The following is a 25,457-nucleotide window of genomic DNA, read 5'->3' on the forward strand; positions in this document are numbered from 1 at the left end:
AATAAGAAGTATTTTGTCGATAAGTGCTTGCAATAATCGTTGCGGCAGTCGGTAGTCCTTAACAGAAACGATCACAAACACCCTTCTGGGTAGCATTGGCCATTGCCAACGGCATGGCGCGATCACTGTGCAGATTCGAGAATAGATAGCCATCGGATCTGTTGGAGTGCCATTTCGCATGTCTTCATCGTCGTCTCATGCCGCCAACGTAGTGTTGTCCGCTACCGCCGCTGTGCGGACGTTAAAACACTACTCTGCCAACAACTGGCAAAACTGCGGGCGCCTGGGCATGGGTCGGAGCACGCGGGCAAACGCCTTGCTCGCAAGGGGGCTATTATCCCCAGTTATACCAAGGCGCTGTAGCCGAATCGCTCGACGCTGATGCCCTTCGCCACAAGGCGCTCTGCTCAGTTGATTTGCTGCGACAGCCATTTCTGGATGATCGAGACGTCCCCCTCTCCGAGGTCGTGTCCGCCGGAGATGACATCCGAATCGACTGTCGCGCCCGATTGCTTGAGGCGCGTTTCGAGTTCGTTCGCATACTTTCCGTAGGCATCCGTCTTTCCGCTGATAACAAGAAGATCCGTGCCTTTTAGATCGGCATGCGGATAGGTCTTCAAAACAGGCATGGAGCGCAACAGCACCGCACGGTGCACCAGATTCGGATGCAGATAGAGCAACGAGTTGAGCAGGTTCGCGCCATTGGAATAGCCGACATAGACGATCTTCTTGGGATCTAGACCGTATGACGACACGGCGCCCTCGATAAAGGCGGCGAAGGCCTCTGCTTCGCTCTTGATGTCATCCTGGTCGAAGGAGAACGGCGTGATGCGCTTGTACCAGCGCGGGATGCCTTCCTCGGTCGCCCGTCCGCGCACACCAAGCAGCGTGGCACGCGGGGCAGCCTCATGCAGGAGCGGCATCAGCGTTGTTTCGTTACCGCCCGAACCGTGCAACAGCACGAACACGCTGCCGTCAGGATTTGGCGGCGTATAGAAGCGGTGCACGAAAGGCAGGTCGCGATAATTGACGCGCGGCTCGCCCGGCATCGAAAACTGCGGCAGCACGACCTTGAGGTCCTTGAGGTCAGTGATCGGATCCTTGGGGACGAAGAGCTTGGTGCCGAGTGTGGCCTGCGGCTCGTCCACCATCATACCGGGCTTGTCAGTCGCCAGTTCGATTAGCGTGCCGCCCGGCTCGCGGGCGTAGAGCGATTCGAAATATTTGCGATCGTGCAGGTTCGTCGCTGCCGCGCCGCCATCCTTCAGCGCATCGTGTACCTTATGGAGCTGCTTTTCGTTGGCGGCGCGGAAAGCGACGTGGTCGGCAGTCCCTGTGCCCGGCGCGCCGGCCCAGAAGCCCTGAGCGTTTCTGACGTCGACAATATCGCCCGATTCAGAGACAAGCCGTTCGATGTTGCCGCGGCTCTCCTGGAAGCGATAGCCGAAATGCCGCTCCACGAAGTCACGGCTTTCGGCCGGTTTTTCCGTCAGCATGGTAACGCCGCGCACCCGCTGCACGGCATGCTCGATCGGCACGCCGGCGCCATCCCAGGCGGCCGGGGACTTCAGATTACGAGCACCGGCAAGCTTGACGATGATGTTGTCGGGGTCTTTCAGCCGCAGCACGGGTTCGCCAAACTCGTCGGCCGGACCTTCGGAGCGAAACCCGAAACTCATAGAGCGGGTGAGCCAATAACCGATACTGGAGGGATCGATGGCAAGCGAGAGTTCGCCGATCTGGCTATGGCCGACACGACCGGGCGAACCATCCTCCCAGACGAGGAAGGTCACCAACGAGCCGGGGCTGCCCACGGTGTCTCCGTAGAACAGATGAAGCTGCGTGGCGTCTTCGAAGCCCGCGGTCTGCTTGACCAGCCGCATGCCGAGAAACCCCGCGTAGAAATCCACGTTGGCCTGTACCTTTCGGGTCAGAAGGGTCACGTGATGGATGCCAGATACCATTGAGTTCAGTCCGGATGGCGTGGAGGGCGTCGTAAGCGCCAGAATCAGTGCGAGTATAAACGTCATGCCGTTACAATTGGAGTTTGCCTCGAAGGTTCCGCATAAAGAACTAGGCTATCTCCGCGCGACTTCAAATCCAAACTGTCCAGTCCGGCCAAGGCCTCCTGAAACTGTTGGAGGGTTGGCGGCTTGGTCATGTAGGCGCTAGCGCCAAGTCTTTTTGCCTGCTGGATGTCGCTTTCGTCGCTAGAAGTGCTCAGGATGCAAACCGGAATGGTCTTCAGCCGCGCGTCCGCCGAAAGCGCCCCGAGAACCTCGAAACCGTCCATGATCGGCATGTTGATGTCGAGCAGCATGAGGTCGATTCCAGGGATGCCATCTGATGTCGCCCGCTCCTGCAGTAGTCGCATGGCATCGCGGCCGTTGCCGGCGACATGGAGGTTGAAGTTCACCTTGGCGCGTTGCATCAGCTTGATCTTCAGCAGTTGAACGTCCGCAGGGCTATCCTCGACGAGTAGAACCTCGGCAAGCCTGGGCGAGCCTTCGGGTGCTGGCGACAACACATTGGCAGCATGTCCATACGGCACATTTGCCGAAGCGGAGGCAGCGGGTCTGGCAAGCGGCAATTCGACGACGAAGGTCGAACCGGTGGCCTGCCTGCTTTCGCACCAGATCGCGCCGCCATGCAGCTGCGCGATGCGCCGGCAGATTGCAAGTCCGAGCCCCGTGCCCTCGATGCCGCGTCCCACCAGTCGTTTGAACGGCTGGAAGATGACCTCGCGATGCTCCGCGTCGATACCTGGACCGTTGTCCTGGACGGCTAGGCGGCATATCTCACCATCGCTTGCCGCGGAGACATGGATTTCTGGCCGATCGACGCAGTAGCGGATTGCATTCGAGACGACGTTCTGCAGCAACTGCACCAATAGCGTTGTATCGCCCATTACTTCGGGCAGGTCGCCATAGGAAAGCGACGCGCCGGAACTGGCGATCTGTTCACGAAGGTTGCTCTCCACGCGTTCGATCACTGCCGCAAGCGCGATGGGCTTCAACTCCAGCTCGCCCGAAACCTCGAGCTTGGTAAAGCCGGAAACCTTTACGATGAGATCTTCCATGTGACCCGCTGCCCCGACGACGTAGTCCAGCAATTCGCGGTCCTCGTCTGACAACGTCGGGGAAACCTGCAGGATCTTGCTGAACGACCGGATCGTGCGCAGCGGCTCCTTCAGGTCATGCGCCATCGCGCGGGTAAAGATTTCCAGCGACTGCCGCTTCTGCTCCAGCTTGGCTTCGAGGTCGCCATGCATGATGGCGTTCTGGATGCACCAATGAAGAGTTTGCGGGGAGAGCGAATCCTTCGTCAGGTAGTCGCGAGCTCCGGCCTTCATCACCTCGACGGCGATGGTTTCGCTTCCTTGGCCGGTCAGCATGACGACGTTTGCGGTCGGATCCTGTTTCAGGATTTCTTCCAGCACGCCGATGCCGTCGCGGCCGGGCAGAGAGTAGTCCAGCAAGATGCAGTCAGGACGTTTCTGAAGGCTAAGTGCGACTCCCTCGTCGCCGCTTTCGGCCTCGCGAACACTGTAGTGGGCCTCGGACACCCGCGAGAGCATGCGTCGATAGAAATCGCGGTCGTCGACGTTGTCATCGACGATGAGTATGGCGCAGTCGTCAGCCACGGTCGTCCCCATCGGCGGGTAGGATGGCGATCTCGAACCAGTATTCCTTCAGCCGTTGTATGGCGGCGAAGAGGCCATCGAGATCCACCGGCTTCTGCACATAGGTATTGGCGCCGAGCGCATAGCACCCTTCGATGTCGCGCTCGTCGTCGGATGTCGTAAGGATCACGACCGGGATCTTGCGCCATTCCGGATTAGATTTGATCGCCTCCAGCGTCTTGCGGCCGTCGAGGCCCGGCATGTTCAGATCCAACAGGATCAGGCCGGGTCGCGGCATCATGGCGGCCAGCGCTTCCAGGGCATCCTGCCCCGACGCTGCCCAGCGGATAGGATTCTTCAGCTTGGCACGCTGAAAGGCGCGCAGCGTTGCCTCGAAATCGTCTTCGCTGTCCTCGACGATGAGGATCGGCTGTGATTCACGCTGTGGCATTCTGGTCCTCTCTTTTGTGGCCCAAGGTGAAGTAGAAGGTCGTTCCACGCCCCACCTCGGACTCCAGCCAGATATCGCCCTCATGCCGGGCGATGATCTTGCGCACGAAGGTCAGCCCGGCTCCGGTACCGTCGTCGGAATCCTTAGGCTTTTCCAGCCGTTTGAAAATACGAAAAATGTCTTCGTGGAACTCAGCCGGAATGCCCTTCCCATTGTCCCTGACGAAGAAGACGTCGCGTGCCGAAGTGCCATCATTGCCCGTGAATTGCTGGAGATGTCCGATTGTTACGATGGGGTCGGGCTTGTCGTTGTACTTGACAGCATTGGTGATCAGGTTGCGGTAGACCTCCGTCAACCGCAGAGCATCGCAGACGATCTCCGGCAGGCGACCTTCGACCTGAACCTTGGCATGGCGCTCCTCCAGATAGAGTTCCATGGTCGAAACGACGTCCCCGACGATCGCGTTGACATCGCTGCGCTTGATTGCCAGCTGCTGCCGCCCGATGCGCGAAAAATAGAGGAGGTCGTTGACAAGCTTCTCCATCCGCTGGCTAAGGAGAACGAGCCGGTTGAGACGCCTGGTGCCGTCCTCGTCGAGCTGGCTTTGATAGTCTTCCAGGAGAAAACGGGAGTGATTGTGCAGACCGCGCAGGGGCTCCTTGAGGTCATGCGAGGCGATGTAGGCGAACTCGTCGAGATCCGCATTGCTGCGCTCTAGATCGGCCGTATAGGCCTGCAATTGGCGAAACATCGTCTTCAGCTGCTCCTCATGCGCGACGCGATCGCTAATGTCGCGAAGGATGCCGACGAAGGTAATGGTCGTGTCCGTTGCCAACCGACTCACTGAGAGATCGAGAGGAAATACCTCGCCGCCCTTGCGTCTGCCGGAAACGGACCGCGTTGTTCCGAGGATATGCTTTTCGCCGGTCCGGGCGTACCGAGCAAGATAGCTCTCATGCTCGGAATGATAGGGCTCCGGCATCAGCAGTCGAACGTTCTGGCCGATAGCTTCTTTGGCGGCATAGCCAAACATTTTCTCCGCTGCCGGATTGAACAGCGAGATTAAGCCTTCCGCGTTTATGGCGATCACGGCGTTCGGCGTGTTTCTGATGACGCTGTCGAAGCGAATGCGCTCCGCATTCAGGCTGCTGTCCTTGCGGAGAAAATAGAAGACGAGCAGGGCGACCAGCCACAGCGTCGCTATGGTGATGGCCCGGTTGGTGGCCTCGTACCAGTAGCCTGCGCCCGCCCGATCGACCGCAAAGAACCCGAGTGACACGAGAACGGAACAAGCAAACGCGAAGGAAAAGGGTGCATTCTTGTTGCCGAACCACAAGGAGGCGAGCACGAGAGGCACATAGAGAATGCCGTTGGCCACGCCGAGCGGCGTATAGAGATCGACGAATAAGCCGGTAAGGCAAACGACTGCCGGCAACCAGATCGGCATGCGGCCGCGACTTTCCGGATTCAGCCACCAGGAGCGTGCCAGCATCGCCGACCCGAACAGCACCAGCCCAGCCGCGGTATGGACGGCCATGCCGATATTGGCACCCCATTGGTATCCTTGCTCAGACCGCGTCGCATAGCCGGCAAGCGCTGCCATGCCGAGCCCGATGACGACGTAGCCGACAAGCTCCTGCACAAGCTGTGTTCGCTCCGCTCGCCCGGAGAGCGCGAAAGCGAGCGAGAGGTTGGCGACGAAGAAGATGACCGCCGTATTCGGGGCCATGCCGCGATTGACCCTCGCGGTAAAGGCGGGGTCAACGATCAGGCTTGCGAGAAAGCGCTCGACGATCTGCGCCTGATTTCCGACAAACAGGATCTCGATCAGCCGCTGTCCGCTCATCGCTGCCGCAAGGCTGAAGAGCAGGAATGCCAGCATGTGACCGCGGTGACCGGGTTGAACGGAGGAGATGAGACCGAGCCCGGAGAGCGCAAAGCATAGGGCCGTGTTCAGGGCCATTGACGAGAAGCCGGGCAGCACTGAGAGAATACTCTGGACCTGCGCGATCCAGGCGACGATCACGACCGCGCCGAGCGCAACGAGGAGGGCGCTGATCGCTATAACAACGAACCGGTACTGCCGTTGGCGGCGTAGTATATCGGCGCTGGCGGCCTCGATCGGCTTTGGCACGCGGTCTCTCCCATTTGCGCGCTCATCTAGTTCTGGAAACTGGGAACTTTCAATATGGTTCGTTGCGGTTACGAGAGCTTTCCCGCGCGCTGCAGGGATGGCGTATTTCGGTTTTCCCGCCACCCGATCCTAAGGCATAGTGGCAGCCTCATGGTTCGAACGGATCGATATGCCGACGGTATTCTACGTAGATGACAACGCCGACGACCTCTTCTACGCCGATTATGTGCGCAAGAAGCAGCAGGTTGGCGTCACGCTCCTATGCTTCTCCAAGGCTGAGGATGCCGTGCAGGCGCTGGAAGAAACATATGCGAAGCATGAAGAATTGCCGGACGCCCTGATCGTCGATCTCTATATGCCGCTCGACAGCGGCCTCGACCTGATCATGCGACTGCGCGCCGACGCACGGTTTTCGCAGGTTAGGCTCGGTGTTTGCACAGGCTCGGATGCGGATGAGGATCGCCGGCGCGCGCTGGCCGCGGGTGCCGACTTCTATGTCGAGAAACCGATCGATCTCCCGGCCATGGTGGCGCGGATAGGCTGATGTTGGAAGAAAAAGCTGAGAGAGCCGGGCAACCTTAAGTTTGCCGCCACAAACACAGCCAACCCCTTGACTGAAAGGCTGCCGGCTCCCTCCAATGCCGCTACGGCACCGCCTTCCGCACTCAAGGGGTGTTGGATGCGGAAAGACAAAAGACTGGGAGGAGACGGCGCGGGCCCCTAATCCGAAGATCGAGGTCTTGTTTCACGCTCTTCCTGCAATAGTCTTGCTGGTGGTAATAACTGTGCCGGTCTAGGACGTGTATCCTTAGATCTAGGGATAAGGCCGCCAAACCCGAGAGGCCCAGGACGTGCAATGAGCAGTGCCGCCGCCATTCCTTTCCATCTCGGACCGGAGCTCGGTCGGGCGATAAACCGCACCGATTTCTTTCGGTTGCTGAAGTCCGCAGCACAGCACTACCGCTTCGACTGCTTCGCCCTGGCGCGTGTCTCCGAAGCTTCGCCACCGTTCAGCAACCGCGAGATCATCATCACAAACGTTGCCGAACGGCGCGTCGCCCTGTTTCTCTACGGCATGCGCCAGGCTCTAGGCCTGCTGAAGACGAAAGCCGCGCAGTTTCTGGCGATGCCGCTCACCGGCAGCGGCAGTTTGCGGGAAGATTACCCGCGCGATCTCGTCCTCAACGAATTTGACAGTAATTCCTTCCTCCTTGTTCCGTTGTTCACTCCGGAGGGCAAGCGCTATTGCGTCGCCTTCAGCGGCAAGCGGGCGGAGCCGGATCAGGGCGAGGTCGCCGAGGTGCTGCTCGACACGATCCGAATCTTCGATAAGTTTTATGAGGAGATCCTGGCGCATGAAATGTCTGCACGTCTTACCCAGCGCGAGACCGAAGTCGTGAAGTGGACCAGTGAGGGCAAGACATCCGCCGATATCGCGATCATCCTTGGCCTGTCGGAACACACGGTCAATTCCCACATAGCGGCCGCCGTGAGAAAGCTTGAGGCTGTCAACCGCGTCCACATGGTCGCAATCGCGCTGAGGATGGGGCTGGTGTCGTGATCGGAGAAACGGGAATGACAGCCGGTGAGGGCCGCAGGGCGGTAAAGGTGCTGTTCGTCGACGACGAGTTCATCGAGTTTCGATCGCTGAAAAAGAAGCTCTCTACGTTGACCGAGCCGCCGGTCGAGATCGACTATGCACAATCGATCGGCGACGCTTTGGGCAAGCTCGGTGGCGACAGGTTCGACCTGATCCTCCTCGACAATCGGCTGCTGCCGAATGCCGATTTTCGCGAAACAATGCCTAAGCTGCGGGGCAGCGGCTATACCGGCCCGATCGGCGTCATTTCCATGGACATCTCGGACGGCTACTTCCAGCAGTTCCCAGACTACGGCGTCGACTTCCGGATCGGCAAGGACGAGATAGACGCAGACACCTTGCAATACATCATCCGCGAATATGTGACCTACAACATGCCCGACATCTGGAAGGACGACTACACCACGTAGCTCGTTTTTTATGCTCGCGAGGCGGGGAGGCGAATGGCAAAGCGACTGCCGCCCGCGTCCGACCGCTCCAGACGAATGCTGCCGCCGAGCGCCCGCAAGATTTCGCGCGAGGCCGTCAGTCCAAGCCCAGGGCCGACCGGCAGGCCCTCCTGCGGCAGCTTCCAGAAAGCATCGAAGATCTTGTCTTGATGAGTCGGGTCAATACCGGGACCGTTGTCGGAAATGCGGATTGTCACTTCGGCGGCTTCCCGCTCGGCTTCGATTGTCACGACCGGAACCAAGCTGCCGCGATGGGTCAGTGCATTGGCAATCACGTTTGTCAGCGCGATCCTGACGATCGCACCATCCGAAACGATCGTCGGGAGGCGATCGTGCTGCAAGGTCGCACCCGATGCGATCACGTCGCTCTCCATAGCGGCCCAGATCTCCCTGACAAGACCGTTTAGATCGATCTCATCCGCGGTCACCTGAGGCATGCTGGTGGCAAAGCCGATCAGCGCCTTTGTCAGTCGCTGCGCCGTCTCTGCTTTATGGAGAATGGTTTGCAGGCTTTGCAACTGCTCGCTGTCGAGCTTGTCACCCAGGTCGTCGAGCAGGATTTCCGCATACATCGCAATATGCCGCAGCGGCGACTGCAGATCGTGCGAGGCGATCGCGAGGAAGCGGCGAATGCGCTCCTCGTTCTCAGTCGATGCAAGCGATTGTTCAGACGACATGCCGCGGAATCTCCTTGCGTCAACATAGAAAGAGGGCGCCGGCTCTGCAACCGGCGCCCTCTTTTCAAGTCACGTCAGCATGTTCTCAGCCCGCGGTCTTGCGCGACTGGCCCTCTTCCGGAGGGATGATCTCCGGCGCGCTTTCTGCGGCCGCGACAGCCTTGCCGTGGCGACGACGCCAGTCGCCGAGGAAGAGCAGGATGGGTGCCGCGATGAAGACGGACGACGCGCCGGCAACGAGGATGCCGAAGACCATCGGGATCGCGAAGCTCGAGACCGCGCTGCCACCCCAGATCGCCATCGGCAGCAGGGCGAGGAAGGCGGTCGCGTTGGTGTAGAGGCTACGTGCCAGCGTCTCGTTGATCGACCGGTCGATGATTTCGCGGAGCGGCATCGACTTGTAGAGGCGCATGTTTTCACGCATGCGGTCATAGACCACGACCTTGTCGTTCACCGAGTAGCCCACCAGCGTGAGGATGGCGGCGATGGCGGTAAGGTTGAAGTCGAGGCCGGTCAACGCGAAGAAGCCGATCGCCTTTGTCACGTCGAGGATGAGCGTGACGATGGCGCCGACTGCAAACGGCCATTCGAAGCGGTACCAGATGTAGAACAGCATCGCGAGGCTGGCGATCACCACCGACAGGATGCCGGCCCAGGCAAGTTCGCCGCTGACCTTCGGACCGATGACGTCGGTGCCGGTGACAGTTGCCGACGGGTCGATCTTGATGATCTCCGCCTTCAGCTTTTCGACGGCTGCCGTCTGGGCTTCTTCACCGCCGTCCTGGCGTTGCGCGCGCACCGCCATGGTGTTGTTGTCACCATAGGACTGCAGCGACACCTCGCCGAGGCCAAGGCTGTTCAAGCCTTCGCGGAAGCGGCCAAGATCGCTGGCTTCCGCGGTCTTCACCGACATCTGGATACCACCGCGGAAGTCGACGCCGTAGTTGAGGCCCGGATGGATGAAGAGGACGACCGAGGCGATCGACAGAAGCGCCGAGACCGTCACGCCGAAGAAGCGAGCCTTCATGAACTGGATGTGGCGGCCGTAAGGGTTGAACATCATCGGGATCAGCGGCTTGATGTTCAAAACCTTCAGCTTACGGCGACGCGTGATCTCGATCATCGTGACGCGAACGAAGGCAACCGACGTGAACATCGAGATGATCAGGCCGAGCGCCATGGTGACCGCGAAGCCACGAACCGGACCGGTGCCGAACCAGAACAGGATCGCCGCTGCGATTAGCGCCGTCATGTTGCCGTCGATAATCGTCGAGTAGGCGCGGCGGAAGCCGGTGTCGATGGCTGCAAAGGCGCTCTTGCCCTTGCGCGTTTCTTCGCGGATGCGCTCGTTAATGAGAACGTTCGCGTCAACCGCAAGACCGATACCGAGAACGACACCTGCGATACCCGGCAGCGTCAGCGTCGCGCCGACGAGCGTCAGCGCCGAGAAGGTCAGGATCGTGTGGATGAGCAGCGCGAAGTTCGCGAGGAAGCCCCACTTGCCGTACAGGATGAAGATGAAGACAGCGACCAGCACGAAGCCGACGAGGCCGGAATAGATACCCATGCGGATAGCGTCCGCACCGAGGTCGGCGCCAACGGTGCGTTCTTCGATGACGGTGAGCTTGGCGGGCAGGGCGCCGGCGCGCAGCATGGCGGCAAGCGTCGTTGCGCTGTCGGCCGAGAAGCTGCCGGAGATCTGGCCGGAGCCGCCGGTGATCGGTTCGCGGATAACAGGCGCGCTCAGCACCTTGTCGTCGAGAACGATGGCAAACGGGTTGCCGACGTTCTGGCGGGTGATGTCGGCGAAGCGGGTTGCGCCGGCGCTGTCGAAGCGGAAGCTAACGACAGGCTCATGCGTGTTCGGATCGAAGGAGACGCGGGCATCCGAGAGGCGGTCGCCCGAGATTTCGACGCGATCGAGAACCGGATAGCTGTTGCCCTGCTCGTCCTTGAGCATCGTCACGCCCGGTCCCGGCTGGTTGTTCGGAGCGAGCATGTGGAAGGACATCTTCGCGGTGGAGCCGAGAAGCTGGCGAAGGCGGGACGGGTCCTGTGCGCCCGGAAGCTGCACGAGAACGCGGTTTCCGCCGATACGCTGGATCGTCGGTTCGGCAACGCCGACCTGGTCAACGCGCTGGCGAATGACTTCAAGGCTCTGCTGGACCGCGGAATCGACGTTGGCTGCGATACCGGCCGGCGAGAAGGCGACGAGGATGTTGCCGCCGCTGGTCGTCACCGCGAGATCGGACTGGCCGGCGCTGAGGCCGGTGGCGATGGCGTTGCCGAGCGTCTTCAGCTGCGTGACGGCTTCGTCGGTCTGGGCAGTATCCGTCAGGGTGACGACGATCTGGTTCTGATTGCGAACGATCGACTTCGTCTGGATATTCTTTTCACGAAGCACGCGACGCGCGTCCTGCAGAAGCGATTGCAGGCGCTCGCGGGTCAGGTCCGCCTCGTCGACTTCGAGAACGAGATGCGAGCCGCCGCGAAGGTCGAGACCGAGGGAAACCCGGTCGTGCGGCAACCACGAGGGCAGGCGGTCGAGGGTGGACTGCGGCAGTGCGTTCGGCAAAGCGATCAGAATGCCGAGGAGAATGATCACCGTATAGGTGAACACCAGCCATGGTGAATTACGCATGTTGTTGTTTATCCTTGATAACGCTTGAGCCTGCGCTCCTCGCGCAGGCGGCGTGTCTTAAAAGCCATGGAAAGCGCCGGAGGGCGCGCATTCATGCCGCGGCCGCAGGCGGGCCGTGCGAATCGTAAGCCTTCGCATCGGCGGCACGAAGCTGCGGGTGGAAGGCGACGGGATATGTAGGCTCCACGAACGAAAGGAGCGCAATTCCGGGGATTGCTCCGACTGCGGCGTTGGCGGAATCGTAAGGAATATATTTCGGTGCCGCTTTGCGCTCGGCGGTCAGAATACCGCGGACGGCGTCTCGCACGCTGAGCTGCAGCGGCTGGCCATCCTTGCTGGACGAGGAGACAGAGTTCGGGCCGCGCGTCGGGCCGATGACAAGGTTGCCACCGAACAGCAGGCCGAGATAAGCGAAGACGGCAATGACCAGAGAAATCGCAACGCGACCGCTCATGCGGCGTGCGTCGAGCCTCATCTCGTGGTCACCCAAATTTTCGGCCTCGTACCGGTTCAACGGCGCAAAAGTCTCTCATTCTTTGTCGGGAGAAGGCGCTTCCTTGGCTGCAATTGTAGCAGTCTCGGCCTCGTCTTCATAGCGCACACTGTCATGATGCACTTGAGCGAGCCGGTCAACCATGCCCATGGCAATTTCCCGTTCGCCCATGATGACGGTATCGGCGCCGTATTCCTTCAGTTCCTCGACCTCGGCGTCCGAATGCGCACGCGCGACAATCAGGATGGACGGGTTGATGTCGCGGCCCTGTTCGGCGATGCGGCAGGCCTCGAAGGCATTGGGGATGGCGATGACGAGGCTGCGGGCGCCACCGATGTTGGCAAGGTCGAGCACCTCGCGCGATACAGCATTGCCGCTGATTGCCTCGATCCCTTGATCCCTGAGTTCTCCAATGCGCTTGTCGGAGTCCTCGATGACAAGGAAGGGCGTACCTGAAGATTTCAGGTTTTGCCCGACGATGCTGCCCACACGGCCGTAACCGACGAGGATCGCGTGCCCCCGAAGCGCCGTCGGGTGCACATCGTCTTCTTCTGCCGCGGGCTCGTCAGCCGGCTCTGGTGCCGTCTCAGCAGTCAGCTCGGCGACAGGCTCTTCCCGCTTGCCACGCTCCAGCATCGGGCGCAGACGATCGCAGACGTAGAAAAGCAGCGGATTGAGGATGATCGAGATGATCGCGCCCGCCAGGATGAGGTCGCGCCCTTCCTCCGGCAGCAGGCCGAGGGCGACGCCAAGCGTTGCCAGGATGAAGGAGAATTCGCCGATCTGCCCGAGGCTTGCCGAAATCGTCAGCGCCGTGCCGACGGGCTTGCGGAACAGCAGTACGATCAGGAAGGCGGCGATGGATTTGCCGATGACGATAATGAAGATGGTTGCAAGCAGCGGCAGCGGCTTGTCGACCAGGATGTTCGGATCGAACAGCATGCCGACGGAGACGAAGAAGAGAACCGCGAAGGCATCGCGAAGCGGCAGGCTTTCCTGGGCGGCCCGGTGGCTGAGTTCGCTTTCGGCCAGAACCATGCCGGCAAAGAAAGCGCCAAGAGCCAGCGAAACGCCAAACATCTTCGAGGCGCCGAAGGCAACGCCGAGCGCAATGGCAAGCACGCCGAGGCGGAAGAGTTCGCGCGATCCGGTGTGCGCGATGCGGTGCATCGTCCAGGGAATGATGCGCCGCCCGAAGACCAACATCAGCCCAACGAACAGCGCGACCTTGATCAGCGTCATGACGATAATGCCGCCGATGCCGAGATCGAGGCCGAAAATTCGGCTGACAGCGGCTGAGAGCGGCTCGACGGTCGCATGCTCCCCACCGCCGATGCTGGCCGCGGCCGGGATGAGAACCAGCGCCAGCACCATGGCGAGGTCCTCGACGATCAGCCAACCCACCGCGATCTTGCCGCGATCGGTTTCGATCAGCCGTCGCTCCTGCAGCGCCTTCAACAAGACGACCGTCGAAGCGACGGAAAGAGCGAGTCCGAAGACGAGGCTCCCGCCCGTCGGCCATCCCATCAACGCCCCCAGTCCCCAGCCGAGCAACGTCGCAAATCCAATCTGCACGATGGCGCCCGGAACGGCGATCCCGCGAACGGAGAGGAGATCCTTGAGAGAAAAGTGCAGCCCGACGCCGAACATCAGCAGGATGACGCCGATTTCGGCGAGTTCAGGAGCAAGGTTTTGATCGGCAACGTAGCCGGGGGTATGCGGGCCGACGAGCACGCCGGCAATGAGGTATCCGACCAAGGGGGGCATGCGGAGCCTGTTGGCAAGCGCGCCGAGGATGAACGCAAGCACGAGACCTCCGACGATCGTCGAAATCAAAGGTGTGTCGTGCGGCATCACGTTCTCCTGTACTGGAAATCCCGGTTCAATTATGACATATATGGCTTATATCAACCAATATGGGTGGTTTGACATTATGGGTCAAGGCGCGAAGGAAACAATTCTGACCCCGGCACTCTGCCGGGCCGCTCGTGGATTGCTCGACTGGACGCAACTCGATCTGGCAGAGCATGCGGCCGTGTCGCGCAGCACCATCCGCGACTATGAAGGAAAGCACCACGAAATCCACCGCGCAACCGAGGCGCAGTTGCGGCTTGCTTTCGAAAACGGCGGCGTCGCGTTCGTGGATGTCGAAGGCATGGGGATCTGCCTGGGCCTGTCAGCGCCAGACGATCGCTAGATGTTAGCCTCACGAGGTTGTCCATGCCGCTTCCCGGCAGGGACCTTCGGTGCGGTATAAGGGGCACGCCGCGCCGGACCGTTAGCCGGAAGCGAGTGTAATGTCGCGAATGGCCTCCCAGTGGTCCAATGGTGCGGAGCCGAGTTCAAAGCAGACCGATACGTGACCGTCAGGCAGGTCAATGACAAGCTGGTGGAAATTGCCGTATCCGATCGCGACGAAGCGCATGCCGCCACAATCGAGGTCGCCGCGTTGGCGCGCCAGCTTGAGCAGCGTGGGATTGACGAACAGTTCCTCGTATTTGTCCGATTCCGATGCAGAGGCGCCAGCCACCTGCGATTTCTGTCGCGAAACCAATTCGCCCCTTCGGTAGAGGGCGACATAGCGGATCCCATCGGACACCTCGAAAATGCGATCGATCAGCAGTGCGTCGGGCGAACTGGATGGCATGTCTCGCTCCCTCTTCGCTGGAATGTCGGTCGGCTGCGAAGCCTAGCGCTCAAGAGAATCGTGTCAATGTCAGCCCCGACGGGTGACTACATCAGCCTCCGGTCGCTGGCCGTTGCGCTTAGCGACCTCTCGGCAAGCCCTTTACGCAAATGACAGCGATAGCTCCTCCAGCCGAGGCCTTGGCGTCCGAAACCGATATACTCACTCAACGCGGTTGGTTAGGTACCGCAAGGCAATTCGGTGAAATCCGGTAAGCGAAGATCGTCTTGCCGCGATAGTAGCCTTCCGCCGGCTGCCAGCTCCGGACGAGTTCAGGCGCTTGCGCACAGTCCACCGGATGGATCGTTATGTAGAGCACGTTGTCCGCGATTTGACTCGGCAGCGCGAAGGTCTGCTCGTAATAGTTATCAGGCGCGTCGACCGGTGGCTTCGCATAGATGTGGACAGGATCGTTCCGCAGCGTATGGAACATGTCCGCCAGAAGGTCGCGGCTGTCGCTGACGATCACCGGTGTCGCCGACTGCCGCGCCAGCTCGCCGGCCTCGCGGCTTATCGCACTGCGGCCCAGGTAGCGCTTCATGACTTCGCTGCCGTTCGGCAGCACCAGCTGATGTGCAAAGACCGCGGCGAGGGGAAACAGGAGGCTGGCCGTGCCGTTGATCGCGAGCGATAAGCGCAACCCCTTCGGCCAGAGGCGGTCAAGCACCCACACAGCAAGGATCGTTCCAGCAACATAGGCGGTCACACCCCAGTTGGCGTAGGCCTTGGCGACCAGTGCCTGAAGCGTGATTAGCAGCACGACCGGGATCGACAGCCAGATCAGCAACCGTTCCTGCGGCTCGCTCTCCCCCTTGAGCGCACGCGCAACGCCCCACAGCATGGCGAAGAAGATGATCGGCCCGACAACGCCGAATTGCGCGGCGAAGAATTCGAGGCCACCGCCGATGTCAATGCCGAGCTTGCTCCAGTGTGCGATGTTTGTCGTGTGCCGGACGGTCGTGGCGTCATGCGCAAGGTTCCACCAGAGATTCGGGGCGGCGACGGCGAGGGCAACAATCACGGACAGAAAGAAGTCGCGCCAGGCGATCCGCGCGTTTGGAACAAGGATGAGCGCGATCAGCCCGCCGGGGACGACGAAGAGGATGGCGTATTTCGACAGAAAGGCGCAGCCGAACGCAAATCCCATCAGGAGAGCGAGACCGACAGAGCGCTTCTCGGTCAGGCCGAAATAGGCCCACAGCGCCACAGTCAGGAAGAAGAGAAGGACCACATCGGTGGAAAAGAACACCGATGAAAGGGCAACGCCCGGCAGCGTGATGAAGGTGGCGCCGGTCCAGCCTTCAATCTTTGGTCCGACAAAGCGCTTCGCCGTCTTCATCAGCACAATTGCCGTCGCCATATGGATCAGCGGTCCGCTGACCCTGATCCAATAGATCGATGTCGATCCGGCGATCTCGGTCATCACGCGAATGACCCAGGCGATCATCGGCGGTTTCGAGTAATAGCCGAAATCCAGATTCTGCGACCAGAACCAGTACTGCGCCTCGTCGACGAAGAGGTCGGTGGTGTCAAAATGAAGGGTGAGAACTCGCCAGAGTGTCACGCCAAGGATGATGAAGAGGCCAAGTCTGGCAGACATGAACGGAAATTCCGCTGAACGCAAACAGTAGTCGAGCCGAGGTTTAGCGCGCCGGCGTGCCGGGCGCGTGGCTGGTTTCTACTGGCGTATTATGGAAATTCAAAGAACACGGAGGGCGATTTGGCCGCGGGTCGCTTCGATGCGGTCCAGCAGCGTAACGGCTGCGAGAACAGCAATTGCGAGGAAGCACGACCCCAATCCGAGAACAATCATTGCCCAATCCTTCTGACGTCATGTCACGGTTATTTTCGGGGCTATAGCACAAAGCTTGCGCCGGACTTGTAGCAGCGCGGCAACGCAAGCCCAGTAATTCGTAGATGGTTATTAGGGTCTGCCGGAAAGTCGACATTCATAAAATACGCATTAACCTTCAGGCAAGGAATTAACCATAAACATTGCATGACACGTCGGAATGGGAAAACTCACTCGTTCCCACCAGGCATGACGCCGCACCGCCGTACCGGTCAATCCGGAATCCATCTCTTCAAGTAGCTCCGAAGTAGAAACTACTGATCGGGAGGCTTCAGGCCGCCGGCGGCCGCCGGAGGCAAGCCATCAATCAGCAGTGTGCCTGCCGCTCGGAGCGGTAGAATTATGACGGGCACCCGCCCGGCATGTGGTTGGGGGCAGGCGTTGGGGCAGGAAATGCCATCAGATCAGGCACGAGGAGCGCAGGCAGGCAGCTTGCGCGACAGGCTGCGTTTTGCCGGTCTCGATGCCGAGCACTGCGACCTGGTGCGGCGTCGCCGCCTTGATCTCCAGCAATACCTGGCTGCTGGTCTGCGCGATCTTTTCCAGCGTTTTCAATCGTTTCCCGATGCGGCCCGGAACTTCGAGAGCGAGCGCCAGGTTGAGCGGCTCCACGATCTCCAGGCGTCACACTGGGACGTTTTGACGGATGCACGCTTTGACAGTCTTTATGCCGAGCGCGTGAAGGTTCTCTCGGATTCCGAAAGCAAGATGGGTCTTGACCCGCGCTGGCATGTCGCCGGCCATGGCGTCGTTCTCGAGCACATCATTGGCGGCCTCGCCGGCGAGCTCGCGGGACGTTCCTTCCTGCCGAGCGGCCGCCGTCGGGCAAAGGAAATCTCCGACCTCATGACCGCGGTCGTCCGCCTAGTGATGGTCGATGTCGAGATTGCAGTATCTTTGCGTTTCAATGCCTTGCGGGCTAGCCAGCAGCGCGCCCTTGCCGATCAGCGCAACCATGACAAGGCCGATATCACCCGCGTTTTCGCCGATGTCATCAACGGTCTTGTCAATCGCGACCTGACGGTCAGGGCAAACGTTGAGGAAGAGGGTGCCCATCGGGACATCGCGCAGGCACTCAACGGCGCCCTCGATGCCATTCAGTCCGAATTCCAGTCGATTGCCGAAAAGACTGCGGCCGCGGAAGCGTCGGTCGGGACGCTTGGCGATTCATCAAAGCAGTTTGCCGGCAATGCCTCCGCGCATGCCCAGCGGCTGCTCTCATCTGCGGCCGCCCTTGCCGATCTCTCGGAGAGCGTACGTCACGGTGCCGCGGGCAGCCGTGCTGCGGAGCAGGCGGCAGCGTCGACGCGCACGGCAGCCGAAGAGAGCGGCCAGGTCGTCGGTCGGGCAATCGCCGCCATGGCGGACATCGAGCAGTCGGCCGAAAGGATCGGGCAGATCATCGGAGCGATCGACGAGATCGCTTTCCAAACCAACCTTCTAGCGTTGAATGCCGGCATCGAAGCCGCTCGCGCCGGTGATTCCGGACGCGGCTTCGCGGTCGTGGCCCAGGAAGTGCGCGCCTTGGCGCAGCGTTCCGCGGATGCTGCGCGGGAGATCAAGACGCTTGTAAGCACCACCAAATCGCAGGTGGGTGCGGGCGTCCAAATGGTCGGCCGAACGCAGGATTCCATTGGCAACATCGTTCGTCAGGTCACCGACATCAACGCGGCGATTGCGGCGGTCGCCAATCAGGCGGGCGAGCATGCCGCAAACCTTGATCTGGTGACGACCGACGTCAAGGATCTCGGTGTTCAGATGACCGGCAGTGCTGCCTCGGCGACACAGTCCGCGGAACGCGCCGACGACCTGCATACCGTCATTGTCGAACTCGGCCAGACGATCCGCGAATTTCGAATTGCACGGCAAAATGCCGAAGCTGCGCGCTCTGCGCCGCTGTTGTCGGCGACGCTCGATGTCAGACGCCCTGTCGACGTCGTGGCCGAGGAAGACGATTTCGGATTTGTGCAGCCCGTCGCCTCGGTCGGAGGGCGGATTGTTTACTAACACACCAGTATATGAGCCCTGCTCACCTTCGGTGAGTGGGAACGAGGAGACAAGGACGAGCTGATGGCGGCAAGAAAAACTGGGAAGACGCTGAACCTGTCGGCGGTGCTTGATCTGAACGAAGCGACCACGCTTCGCGACAAGCTTGCTGCGTTGCGCGGCAACGATCTGGCCATCGACGCCTCTGCGGTTGAACGCGTCGGTGCGCTCAGCGCGCAGGTCCTGATGGCGGCTGCCAAAACCTGGGACCAGGACAAGCTGGCCTTCAAGTTCAGCAAGGCTTCGGACGCATTTCAGAAAACCATGCAGCTGATTGGTGTCGATATCCACCATCTGCTTGCCAAGGAGATCCGGCAATGAAGAAAAAAGTGCTTACCGTGGATGATTCACGGACCATCAGGAACATGCTTCTCGTCACCCTCAACAATGCAGGGTTCGAGACAATTCAGGCGGAAGACGGCGTCGAAGGCCTCGAGGTTCTGGAAGAATCCAACCCTGACGTCATCGTCACTGACATCAACATGCCGCGCCTAGACGGCTTCGGCTTTATCGAAGGCGTTCGCCGCAACGACAAGTACCGCGCGATCCCGATCCTGGTCCTGACAACCGAAAGCGATGCGGAAAAGAAGAACCGCGCGCGCCAGGCCGGTGCCACCGGCTGGATCGTCAAGCCGTTCGACCCTGCCAAGCTGATCGATGCCATTGAGCGCGTAACCGCTTAAACCCAGGATTTTCTCCTATGGATATGAACGAAATCAAAGAGATCTTTTTCCAGGAGTGCGAGGAGCAGCTCGCCGAACTGGAATCGGGTCTTCTGAAAATGAATGATGGCGATCGCGATCCGGAAACCGTCAATGCGGTGTTCCGTGCCGTCCATTCGATCAAGGGCGGCGCTGGCGCCTTTGGTCTGGATGATCTCGTCGCTTTCGCGCATGTGTTCGAGACCACACTTGATTGCGTTCGTTCCAACAAGCTTGAGCCGACCCAGGATGTCCTGAAGGTCATGCTGAAGTCGGCAGACGTCCTGGCCGATCTGACCAATGCTGCCCGCGATGGCGGCAGCGTCGATGAAAGCCGCAGCCGCGGCCTGGTAAAGGAACTGGAAGCGCTCGCCAACGGCGAGCTGCCGATGCCTTCCGCAGCCGTGGAAGCTCCAGCAGCAAAGCCGGCGCCGGTCGCCGCACCGGTTGCCGCCACTCCAGCACCCAAGCCCACCGATGATAGCGGCTTCCAGCCGATCCCCTTCTCCTTCGACGATTTCGGCGACGAAGAGGACGGTTCCGATCTGCCCGCCTACGAAATCACCTTCAAGCCGCGCTCGGACCTTTATTCGAAGGGCAACGACGCAACCCTCCTGCTGCGCGATCTCTCCCGCCTCGGCGAGATGAGCGTCTATTGCAACATGGATGAGCTTCCCGGCCTCGACGAACTCGATCCGGAAGCCGCTTATTTCTACTGGAACGTCACGCTCAAGACCGACAAGGGCGAGGACGCGATCCGCACGGTCTTCGAATTTGCCGAGTGGGATTGCGACCTGCAGATCTCTGCCGTCGAGGAAAAGGCGGCTGCCGCCGAGACCGAAGAACTGCCGATGATCCCGGTGCCCTTCGACCTGTCGATCCTCGACGACGGCGCGACCGGTGCGCCGGCCGAGCAGCCGAAGTCCGATGTTGCTGCCGCGGTTGCCGCCGCCGAAACAGCGTCCAACGTCACGCAGATGGCTGCTGCGGCTGCTCGCGTCGAGAAGAAGGAATCGGCTGCCGCTGCTGCCGCAAGTGCAGCTGCCGCCGCCCAGAACAACGCCGCTGCCGGTGCTGGCCAGACCATCCGCGTCGATCTCGACCGCGTCGACCGCCTCATCAACCTCGTCGGCGAGCTCGTCATCAATCAGGCGATGCTCTCGCAGAGCGTCATCGAAAATGACACGACCGGAACGTCATCCATCAACATGGGCCTCGAGGAGCTGCAGCAGCTCACCCGCGAGATCCAGGATTCGGTCATGGCGATCCGCGCCCAGCCGGTGAAGCCGGTCTTCCAGCGCATGTCGCGCATCGTCCGCGAAATCGCCGACATGACGGGCAAGACGATCCGCCTGATCACCGAAGGTGAAAACACCGAAGTCGACAAGACGGTTATCGACAAGCTGGCCGAGCCGCTGACGCATATGATCCGCAACGCCGTCGATCATGGCATCGAAACGCCGGAGAAGCGCGCTGCCAACGGCAAGAATGTTGAGGGTACGGTTCGCCTGACGGCAAAACACCGCTCGGGCCGCATCCTGATCGAACTGGCCGACGACGGCGCGGGCATCAATCGCGAGAAGGTGAAGCAGAAGGCGATCGCCAACGAGCTGATCCCGGCCGATGCCAACCTCACGGACGAGGAAATCGACAACCTGATCTTCCTGCCGGGCTTCTCGACGGCCGACAAGATCTCCGACATCTCCGGACGCGGTGTCGGGATGGACGTCGTCAAACGCTCGATCCAGGCGCTCGGCGGCCGCATCAACATCACTTCGCGGCCGGGGCAGGGCTCTGTCTTTACCATGAGCCTGCCGCTGACGCTCGCCGTTCTCGACGGCATGGTCGTCACTGTCGCCGGCCAGACGCTGGTCGTGCCGCTGACGGCAATCGTCGAGACCCTGCAGCCGGAAGCGTCCGCGATCCACTCCTTCGGCGCCAGCCATCGCCTGATCTCGATCCGCAACAGTTTCTGCCCGTTGGTCGATGTCGGTCGCATCCTGAACTTCCGGGCCACCCAGGCCAATCCGGTGGAAGGTGTCGCCCTTCTCGTCGAATCCGAAGGTGGCGGTCAGCGCGCCCTCATGGTCGATGCGATCCAGGGCCAGCGTCAGGTCGTCATCAAGAGCCTTGAAGCGAACTACACGCATGTTCCGGGCATCGCTGCGGCGACCATCCTCGGTGATGGCCGCGTGGCGCTTATCCTGGACGTCGATGCGGTCGTCGGCGCTTCGCGCGGTCAGGCCTTGAAGCCTGAAATGTCTCTGGCAGCAGCGGGATAGCATCATGTCTTATGCCGCAAAAAATCTGAGCGCCGGCAGTCGCGAGTTGATCGCCTTCCGCATCGGCGATCAGGAATTCTGCGTCGACATCATGTCGGTCCGCGAAATCCGAGGCTGGACGCCGGCCATGGCCATGCCGCACTCCCCATCTTACATGCGCGGTGTGATAAACCTTCGCGGTGCCGTCCTACCGATCATCGACCTGTCGGCGCGGCTCGGCATGAAGGCCACCGAGCCTACGCAGCGTCATGTCATCATTGTCGCGCAGGTGTGCCGCAAGGTGGTTGGGCTGCTCGTCGAAGCGGTATCCGACATCCTGACGGTGACGGATGAAAATGTGCAGCCGACGCCGGAGATCGCTTCCGAACTGCAGCGGCAGTTTGCGCGCGGCATCCTGGCGATCGACAAGCGCATGATCTGCCTGCTCGAACTCGACGCAATCTTCCCCGATACGGAAAGCGAAGCTGCATGAATGTCATGAGTGCAAAAGACGTGCGGCAGGGAAGCCCGGACGAGGTGCTGGCGAGCGGCGAGTATCCGCTGACTCGTCGCGACCTCACGGAAATCGCCGCGATGATCTACTCGGACGCAGGCATCTTCCTGAACGAGACGAAGGCCTCGCTCGTCTACTCGCGTCTGTCGAAGCACATCCGCAACCTCGGCCTGTCCGGATTTCGGGAGTATTGTGCACTCGTCTCCTCGCCGGCCGGCGCGGCGCCGCGTCGCGAAATGCTGTCGCATCTGACGACGAACTTCACGCGCTTCTTCCGCGAGAACCACCACTTCGAGCATCTTCGCGAGCATGTGCTGCCGGAGTTGTTGCAGCGCGCCAAGATGGGTGGTCGGGTCCGCATCTGGTCGGCCGCTTCCTCGGATGGCCAGGAGCCCTATTCGATCGCGTTGACGGTTCTGTCGATGATGCCCAACGTCGCCGACTACGACTTCAAGATCCTAGCCACCGATATCGATCCGAAGATCCTGGCGATTGCCCGCGCCGGAGCGTACGATGAGAGCGCGCTTGAAACCGTGTCGCCTGCCATGCGCAAGCAGTGGTTCAGCGAAGTCGAGGTGCAGGGCCGCCGCAAGTTCCAGGTCGATGACCGCGTCAAGCGCCTGATCACCTACAACGAGCTGAACCTGATGGCGCAGTGGCCGTTCAAGGGCAAGTTCGACGTCATCTTCTGTCGAAATGTTGTGATCTATTTCGACGAGCCGACTCAGATGAAGATCTGGTCGCGCTTCGCCGAATTGATGCCGGAAGGCGGCCACCTCTACATCGGCCATTCCGAGCGCGTCTCCGGCGACGCCAAGCACGTCTTCGACAATATCGGCATCACGACCTATCGCTATACGACCAAGGGCGTGGGGAGGAAGGCATGAGTGCACAGGCACGTGTTCTTGTCGTCGACGACTCCGCCACCATGCGTGGCCTGATCACCGCAGTTCTCAGCGCCGATCCCGAGGTCAACGTCATCGGCCAGGCCGGCGATGCCCTCGAGGCCCGCGAGGCAATCAAGAAGCTTAATCCCGACGTCGTTACCCTCGACATCGAGATGCCGAACATGAACGGCCTCGACTTTCTTGAGAAGATCATGCGGCTCCGCCCCATGCCCGTCATCATGGTTTCGACGCTCACCCATCGCGGCGCCGATGCCTCGCTGGCGGCGCTTGAAATCGGCGCGTTTGATTGCGTCGGTAAGCCGCTTCCGGGTGATGCACGCCCGTTCGGCGATCTCGCCGAAAAGGTGAAGGCAGCCGCCCGTTCGCAGCGCCGCCAATATACGCAGCCGACGCCGGTTGTACCGCCCCCTGCGGTTGCCGACTTTCGCGTCGGACGCAAGATTGTCGCCATCGGTTCGTCGACCGGCGGTGTCGAGGCGTTGATTGCCGTGCTGCAGAAGTTCCCGGCAAACTGCCCGCCGACCGTTATCACACAGCATATGCCGCCGACCTTCACGAAGAGCTTCGCGGAACGCCTGAACCGCCTTTGCGCGCCGGTCGTGCAGGAAGCAACAGACGGGGCACGTCTGGAGATCGGCAAGATCTACCTTGCCCCGGGCGGCGAACGCCATCTGCAGGTTGTCAACGCTCACGCGCCGTGCTGCCGCCTGATCGAGCGCGATCCGGTGAATGGTCACCGGCCGTCCGTCGACGTGCTGTTCGACTCGGTTGCCGAACTGGCGGGCCGCAACGCGGTCGGCGTGATCCTCACAGGCATGGGTCGCGACGGTGCCGCCGGCCTGTTGAAGATGCGCCATGCCGGCGCGCGTACGCTTGGCCAGAATGAAAAGACCTCAGTGGTCTACGGTATGCCGAGGGTCGCCTACGAGCTCGGCGCCGTCGAGCAGCAATTGCCGTTGAATGCCATCGGCGAAGAAATTTTGAAAATGACAGCCGCCCGAAAGGAAGGAACTGACTAATGTCTATCGCAGAGAAAATCAAAGTTCTGATTGTCGACGATCAGGTTACCAGCCGTCTGCTGCTCAGCGACGCTCTGACCCAGCTCGGCTTCAAGCAGATCACGGCCGCCGGCGACGGTGAGCAGGGCTTGAAGATCATGACCCAGCAGCCGCATCACCTCGTAATCTCCGACTTCAACATGCCGAAGATGGATGGCCTCGGCTTCCTTCAGGCGGTTCGCGCCAACCCGGCGACGAAGAAGGCGGCTTTCATCATTCTGACGGCACAGGGTGACCGCGCCCTCGTCACGAAGGCAGCGCAGCTTGGCGCCAACAACGTTCTCGCCAAGCCCTTCACGATCGAGAAGATGAAGGCGGCTATCGAAGCCGTATTTGGAGCATTGAAATGAATCTCGAGGTTGCGGCCCGCCGCGTCAATATCATCCAGGGCGAATGGAAGGTCCTGAATGATCCGAACGCGGTTCTGACGACCATCCTTGGATCGTGTGTGGCTGCATGCCTGCGAGATCCCGTGGCAGGCGTTGGAGGAATGAACCACTTCCTCCTGCCGGGGACAGGAAACACGCCGATGACGGGCGGCGACGCCACGCGCTATGGCGTCCATCTGATGGAATTGCTGATCAACGGCCTCCTGAAGCAGGGCGCGCGCCGCGACCGCCTAGAGGCCAAGATCTTCGGAGGGGCGAAGACGATCTCGACATTCTCGAATGTCGGCGAACAGAACGCCGCTTTCGCCGTGCAGTTCCTGAAGGATGAAGGCATTCCCGTCGTCGGCTCCAGTACCGGTGGTGACCACGGGCGCAAGCTCGAATATTGGCCCGTTTCCGGGCGCGCTCGGCAGTACCCGTTGACGGGTGCCGAAACGCAGAGAACGGTCGCGCTCGAGCAGCGTCCGGCCGCTCCGCAGAAACCTGTCGAAACAAGCATCGAATTCTTCTGAGGGCGAGGACAGTAGTAATGACCGTGAATGCCATGACAGAGCAGCCGTTGCCGGCCGAAGCCCTGCCTGAGATCCTGATGCGCATCGTCTCGGAATTGCATGACGTCGCCTACCTGATCGAGCGGATCGAGCCGCAACTCCTTGACGTTGGAGGAGGCGCCGAACTGCTGAACTCGCCGGAAAGCATGAAGGTCATGCAGGGCATTGACCTTGCCGTGCAGAAGACGCGCGGTCTCGCAGAATTCATCGACACCATCACCGGTGAAATCCCGCAGGACTGGGCGGTCGATGTTGCGACTGCATTGAGCCTCGTGAAACTCAGTGAAATGCAGCGTGCCCTGGGTGGTGCCAGACGTCATGGCAACGTGCAGCCGCTGGCGAAGGCAGCCGGAGACTTCGACTTCTTCTGATCCCGCATTTACTCGCACGATTTTACGAAACGCTCGCACAAGTTTCGGCATCT

24 protein-coding genes are annotated in these 25,457 nt (G+C 60.6%); 14 read left to right on the forward strand and 10 right to left on the reverse strand.

The genetic code is table 11. From position 1 onward, the window contains the following. Positions 1-407: 407 nt before the first annotated feature. Genes FHX16_RS03320 through FHX16_RS03335 form a run of 4 tightly spaced genes read right to left on the reverse strand, consistent with a single transcriptional unit; the run spans position 408 to position 6,207 of the window. On the reverse strand, positions 408-2,030 hold the full coding sequence (locus FHX16_RS03320) for a VOC family protein (protein ID WP_183860252.1): 1,623 nt from the start codon (positions 2,028-2,030) through the stop codon (positions 408-410). After that, entirely contained in the window at positions 2,027-3,643 is a 1,617-nt protein-coding gene (locus tag FHX16_RS03325) for a response regulator (RefSeq protein ID WP_259126498.1), read from the reverse strand. Before FHX16_RS03325 ends, FHX16_RS03320 begins: the two co-directional genes overlap by 4 nt. Next, positions 3,636-4,073, reverse strand: a complete 438-nt coding sequence (locus tag FHX16_RS03330; protein ID WP_183752730.1) for a response regulator — start codon at positions 4,071-4,073, stop codon at positions 3,636-3,638. Before FHX16_RS03330 ends, FHX16_RS03325 begins: the two co-directional genes overlap by 8 nt. After that, complete coding sequence (locus FHX16_RS03335) at positions 4,060-6,207, reverse strand: PAS domain S-box protein (RefSeq protein WP_183860248.1); 2,148 nt, start codon at positions 6,205-6,207, stop codon at positions 4,060-4,062. Before FHX16_RS03335 ends, FHX16_RS03330 begins: the two co-directional genes overlap by 14 nt. A 169-nt stretch (positions 6,208-6,376) precedes the next feature. Between FHX16_RS03335 and FHX16_RS03340 the strand changes: the two genes are divergently transcribed. The 3 genes from FHX16_RS03340 to FHX16_RS03350 all read left to right on the forward strand — a co-directional run bounded on the left by FHX16_RS03340 (position 6,377) and on the right by FHX16_RS03350 (position 8,217). After that, positions 6,377-6,751, forward strand: a complete 375-nt coding sequence (locus FHX16_RS03340) for a response regulator (RefSeq protein WP_183752726.1) — start codon at positions 6,377-6,379, stop codon at positions 6,749-6,751. A gap of 312 nt (positions 6,752-7,063) precedes the next feature. Beyond that, positions 7,064-7,768 (forward strand): helix-turn-helix transcriptional regulator, encoded by a 705-nt coding sequence (locus tag FHX16_RS03345; RefSeq protein ID WP_183752724.1) that lies wholly within the window; start codon positions 7,064-7,066, stop codon positions 7,766-7,768. 14 nt (positions 7,769-7,782) lie between these two features. Continuing rightward, the gene (locus tag FHX16_RS03350; RefSeq protein ID WP_183860246.1) at positions 7,783-8,217 is read left to right on the forward strand and encodes a response regulator; all 435 of its coding nucleotides are present in this window, start codon (positions 7,783-7,785) and stop codon (positions 8,215-8,217) included. 8 nt (positions 8,218-8,225) lie between these two features. Here the strand turns inward: FHX16_RS03350 and FHX16_RS03355 are convergent, their stop codons facing one another. From FHX16_RS03355 to ybaL, 4 genes are all read right to left on the reverse strand, one after another. Next, on the reverse strand, positions 8,226-8,933 hold the full coding sequence (locus FHX16_RS03355) for an ATP-binding protein (protein WP_183860244.1): 708 nt from the start codon (positions 8,931-8,933) through the stop codon (positions 8,226-8,228). A gap of 85 nt (positions 8,934-9,018) precedes the next feature. After that, positions 9,019-11,574 (reverse strand): protein translocase subunit SecD, encoded by a 2,556-nt coding sequence (gene secD / locus FHX16_RS03360; protein ID WP_183860242.1) that lies wholly within the window; start codon positions 11,572-11,574, stop codon positions 9,019-9,021. A gap of 91 nt (positions 11,575-11,665) precedes the next feature. Next, positions 11,666-12,049 carry a hypothetical protein gene (locus tag FHX16_RS03365; RefSeq protein WP_183860240.1) on the reverse strand — a complete coding sequence of 128 codons (384 nt, stop codon included), beginning with the start codon at positions 12,047-12,049 and terminating at the stop codon, positions 11,666-11,668. 54 nt (positions 12,050-12,103) lie between these two features. Further along, positions 12,104-13,921 (reverse strand): YbaL family putative K(+) efflux transporter, encoded by a 1,818-nt coding sequence (ybaL, locus tag FHX16_RS03370; protein WP_183860238.1) that lies wholly within the window; start codon positions 13,919-13,921, stop codon positions 12,104-12,106. Between the two features lie 34 nt (positions 13,922-13,955). Between ybaL and FHX16_RS03375 the strand changes: the two genes are divergently transcribed. Then, positions 13,956-14,264 carry a DNA-binding transcriptional regulator gene (locus FHX16_RS03375; RefSeq protein ID WP_183752712.1) on the forward strand — a complete coding sequence of 103 codons (309 nt, stop codon included), beginning with the start codon at positions 13,956-13,958 and terminating at the stop codon, positions 14,262-14,264. A gap of 81 nt (positions 14,265-14,345) precedes the next feature. On the opposite strand, the gene FHX16_RS03380 is transcribed toward FHX16_RS03375, so the two are convergent. Beyond that, complete coding sequence (locus FHX16_RS03380; protein WP_259126501.1) at positions 14,346-14,714, reverse strand: hypothetical protein; 369 nt, start codon at positions 14,712-14,714, stop codon at positions 14,346-14,348. A 205-nt stretch (positions 14,715-14,919) separates the two neighbouring features. Continuing rightward, a complete protein-coding gene (locus tag FHX16_RS03385) occupies positions 14,920-16,353 on the reverse strand; it encodes a glycosyltransferase family 39 protein (RefSeq protein WP_183860234.1) in 1,434 nt (477 codons plus the stop codon). Between the two features lie 645 nt (positions 16,354-16,998). Between FHX16_RS03385 and FHX16_RS03390 the strand changes: the two genes are divergently transcribed. From FHX16_RS03390 to FHX16_RS03435, 10 genes are all read left to right on the forward strand, one after another. Then, entirely contained in the window at positions 16,999-18,612 is a 1,614-nt protein-coding gene (locus FHX16_RS03390; protein ID WP_183860758.1) for a globin-coupled sensor protein, read from the forward strand. 63 nt (positions 18,613-18,675) lie between these two features. Next, positions 18,676-18,972, forward strand: coding sequence for an STAS domain-containing protein (locus FHX16_RS03395; RefSeq protein WP_183860232.1), 297 nt, complete (start codon positions 18,676-18,678; stop codon positions 18,970-18,972). Beyond that, complete coding sequence (gene cheY1 / locus FHX16_RS03400) at positions 18,969-19,334, forward strand: chemotaxis response regulator CheY1 (protein WP_007530053.1); 366 nt, start codon at positions 18,969-18,971, stop codon at positions 19,332-19,334. The genes FHX16_RS03395 and cheY1 overlap by 4 nt, the downstream gene beginning before the upstream one ends. Before the next feature lie 17 nt (positions 19,335-19,351). Continuing rightward, on the forward strand, positions 19,352-21,634 hold the full coding sequence (locus FHX16_RS03405; RefSeq protein ID WP_183860230.1) for a chemotaxis protein CheA: 2,283 nt from the start codon (positions 19,352-19,354) through the stop codon (positions 21,632-21,634). Positions 21,635-21,638: 4 nt separating this feature from the next. Further along, positions 21,639-22,106: a chemotaxis protein CheW gene (locus FHX16_RS03410; protein WP_183752702.1), complete on the forward strand. Its 468-nt coding sequence runs from the start codon at positions 21,639-21,641 to the stop codon at positions 22,104-22,106. Beyond that, positions 22,103-23,014 (forward strand): protein-glutamate O-methyltransferase CheR, encoded by a 912-nt coding sequence (gene cheR / locus FHX16_RS03415; protein ID WP_183860228.1) that lies wholly within the window; start codon positions 22,103-22,105, stop codon positions 23,012-23,014. Before FHX16_RS03410 ends, cheR begins: the two co-directional genes overlap by 4 nt. Further along, entirely contained in the window at positions 23,011-24,054 is a 1,044-nt protein-coding gene (cheB, locus tag FHX16_RS03420; protein WP_183860226.1) for a protein-glutamate O-methylesterase CheB, read from the forward strand. Before cheR ends, cheB begins: the two co-directional genes overlap by 4 nt. Then, positions 24,054-24,443, forward strand: coding sequence for a response regulator (locus tag FHX16_RS03425; protein WP_007530058.1), 390 nt, complete (start codon positions 24,054-24,056; stop codon positions 24,441-24,443). The genes cheB and FHX16_RS03425 overlap by 1 nt, the downstream gene beginning before the upstream one ends. Further along, on the forward strand, positions 24,440-24,994 hold the full coding sequence (gene cheD, locus FHX16_RS03430) for a chemoreceptor glutamine deamidase CheD (RefSeq protein WP_016552743.1): 555 nt from the start codon (positions 24,440-24,442) through the stop codon (positions 24,992-24,994). Before FHX16_RS03425 ends, cheD begins: the two co-directional genes overlap by 4 nt. Positions 24,995-25,011: 17 nt before the next feature. Next, complete coding sequence (locus FHX16_RS03435) at positions 25,012-25,404, forward strand: hypothetical protein (RefSeq protein WP_016552744.1); 393 nt, start codon at positions 25,012-25,014, stop codon at positions 25,402-25,404. The last annotated feature ends 53 nt before the right edge of the window (positions 25,405-25,457 follow it).

Origin of the sequence: Rhizobium sp. BK661 (assembly GCF_024808825.1) — a bacterium.
Lineage (GTDB): Bacteria > Pseudomonadota > Alphaproteobacteria > Rhizobiales > Rhizobiaceae > Rhizobium.

What these genes read in the sequence shown, in the direction of transcription:
- FHX16_RS03380 (WP_259126501.1), bottom strand. Translation starts at nt 14,714, where the DNA reads ATGCCATCCAGTTCGCCCGACGCACTGCTGATCGATCGCATTTTCGAG.
- FHX16_RS03435 (WP_016552744.1), top strand. Translation starts at nt 25,012, where the DNA reads ATGACCGTGAATGCCATGACAGAGCAGCCGTTGCCGGCCGAAGCCCTG.
- FHX16_RS03340 (WP_183752726.1), top strand. Translation starts at nt 6,377, where the DNA reads ATGCCGACGGTATTCTACGTAGATGACAACGCCGACGACCTCTTCTAC.
- FHX16_RS03390 (WP_183860758.1), top strand. Translation starts at nt 16,999, where the DNA reads ATGCCATCAGATCAGGCACGAGGAGCGCAGGCAGGCAGCTTGCGCGAC.
- FHX16_RS03320 (WP_183860252.1), bottom strand. Translation starts at nt 2,030, where the DNA reads ATGACGTTTATACTCGCACTGATTCTGGCGCTTACGACGCCCTCCACG.
- cheR (WP_183860228.1), top strand. Translation starts at nt 22,103, where the DNA reads ATGAATGTCATGAGTGCAAAAGACGTGCGGCAGGGAAGCCCGGACGAG.
- FHX16_RS03355 (WP_183860244.1), bottom strand. Translation starts at nt 8,933, where the DNA reads ATGTCGTCTGAACAATCGCTTGCATCGACTGAGAACGAGGAGCGCATT.
- FHX16_RS03425 (WP_007530058.1), top strand. Translation starts at nt 24,054, where the DNA reads ATGTCTATCGCAGAGAAAATCAAAGTTCTGATTGTCGACGATCAGGTT.
- cheY1 (WP_007530053.1), top strand. Translation starts at nt 18,969, where the DNA reads ATGAAGAAAAAAGTGCTTACCGTGGATGATTCACGGACCATCAGGAAC.
- FHX16_RS03405 (WP_183860230.1), top strand. Translation starts at nt 19,352, where the DNA reads ATGGATATGAACGAAATCAAAGAGATCTTTTTCCAGGAGTGCGAGGAG.
- FHX16_RS03395 (WP_183860232.1), top strand. Translation starts at nt 18,676, where the DNA reads ATGGCGGCAAGAAAAACTGGGAAGACGCTGAACCTGTCGGCGGTGCTT.
- FHX16_RS03350 (WP_183860246.1), top strand. Translation starts at nt 7,783, where the DNA reads ATGACAGCCGGTGAGGGCCGCAGGGCGGTAAAGGTGCTGTTCGTCGAC.
- FHX16_RS03330 (WP_183752730.1), bottom strand. Translation starts at nt 4,073, where the DNA reads ATGCCACAGCGTGAATCACAGCCGATCCTCATCGTCGAGGACAGCGAA.
- ybaL (WP_183860238.1), bottom strand. Translation starts at nt 13,921, where the DNA reads ATGCCGCACGACACACCTTTGATTTCGACGATCGTCGGAGGTCTCGTG.
- cheB (WP_183860226.1), top strand. Translation starts at nt 23,011, where the DNA reads ATGAGTGCACAGGCACGTGTTCTTGTCGTCGACGACTCCGCCACCATG.
- FHX16_RS03385 (WP_183860234.1), bottom strand. Translation starts at nt 16,353, where the DNA reads ATGTCTGCCAGACTTGGCCTCTTCATCATCCTTGGCGTGACACTCTGG.
- FHX16_RS03375 (WP_183752712.1), top strand. Translation starts at nt 13,956, where the DNA reads ATGACATATATGGCTTATATCAACCAATATGGGTGGTTTGACATTATG.
- secD (WP_183860242.1), bottom strand. Translation starts at nt 11,574, where the DNA reads ATGCGTAATTCACCATGGCTGGTGTTCACCTATACGGTGATCATTCTC.
- cheD (WP_016552743.1), top strand. Translation starts at nt 24,440, where the DNA reads ATGAATCTCGAGGTTGCGGCCCGCCGCGTCAATATCATCCAGGGCGAA.
- FHX16_RS03345 (WP_183752724.1), top strand. Translation starts at nt 7,064, where the DNA reads ATGAGCAGTGCCGCCGCCATTCCTTTCCATCTCGGACCGGAGCTCGGT.
- FHX16_RS03410 (WP_183752702.1), top strand. Translation starts at nt 21,639, where the DNA reads ATGTCTTATGCCGCAAAAAATCTGAGCGCCGGCAGTCGCGAGTTGATC.
- FHX16_RS03365 (WP_183860240.1), bottom strand. Translation starts at nt 12,049, where the DNA reads ATGAGGCTCGACGCACGCCGCATGAGCGGTCGCGTTGCGATTTCTCTG.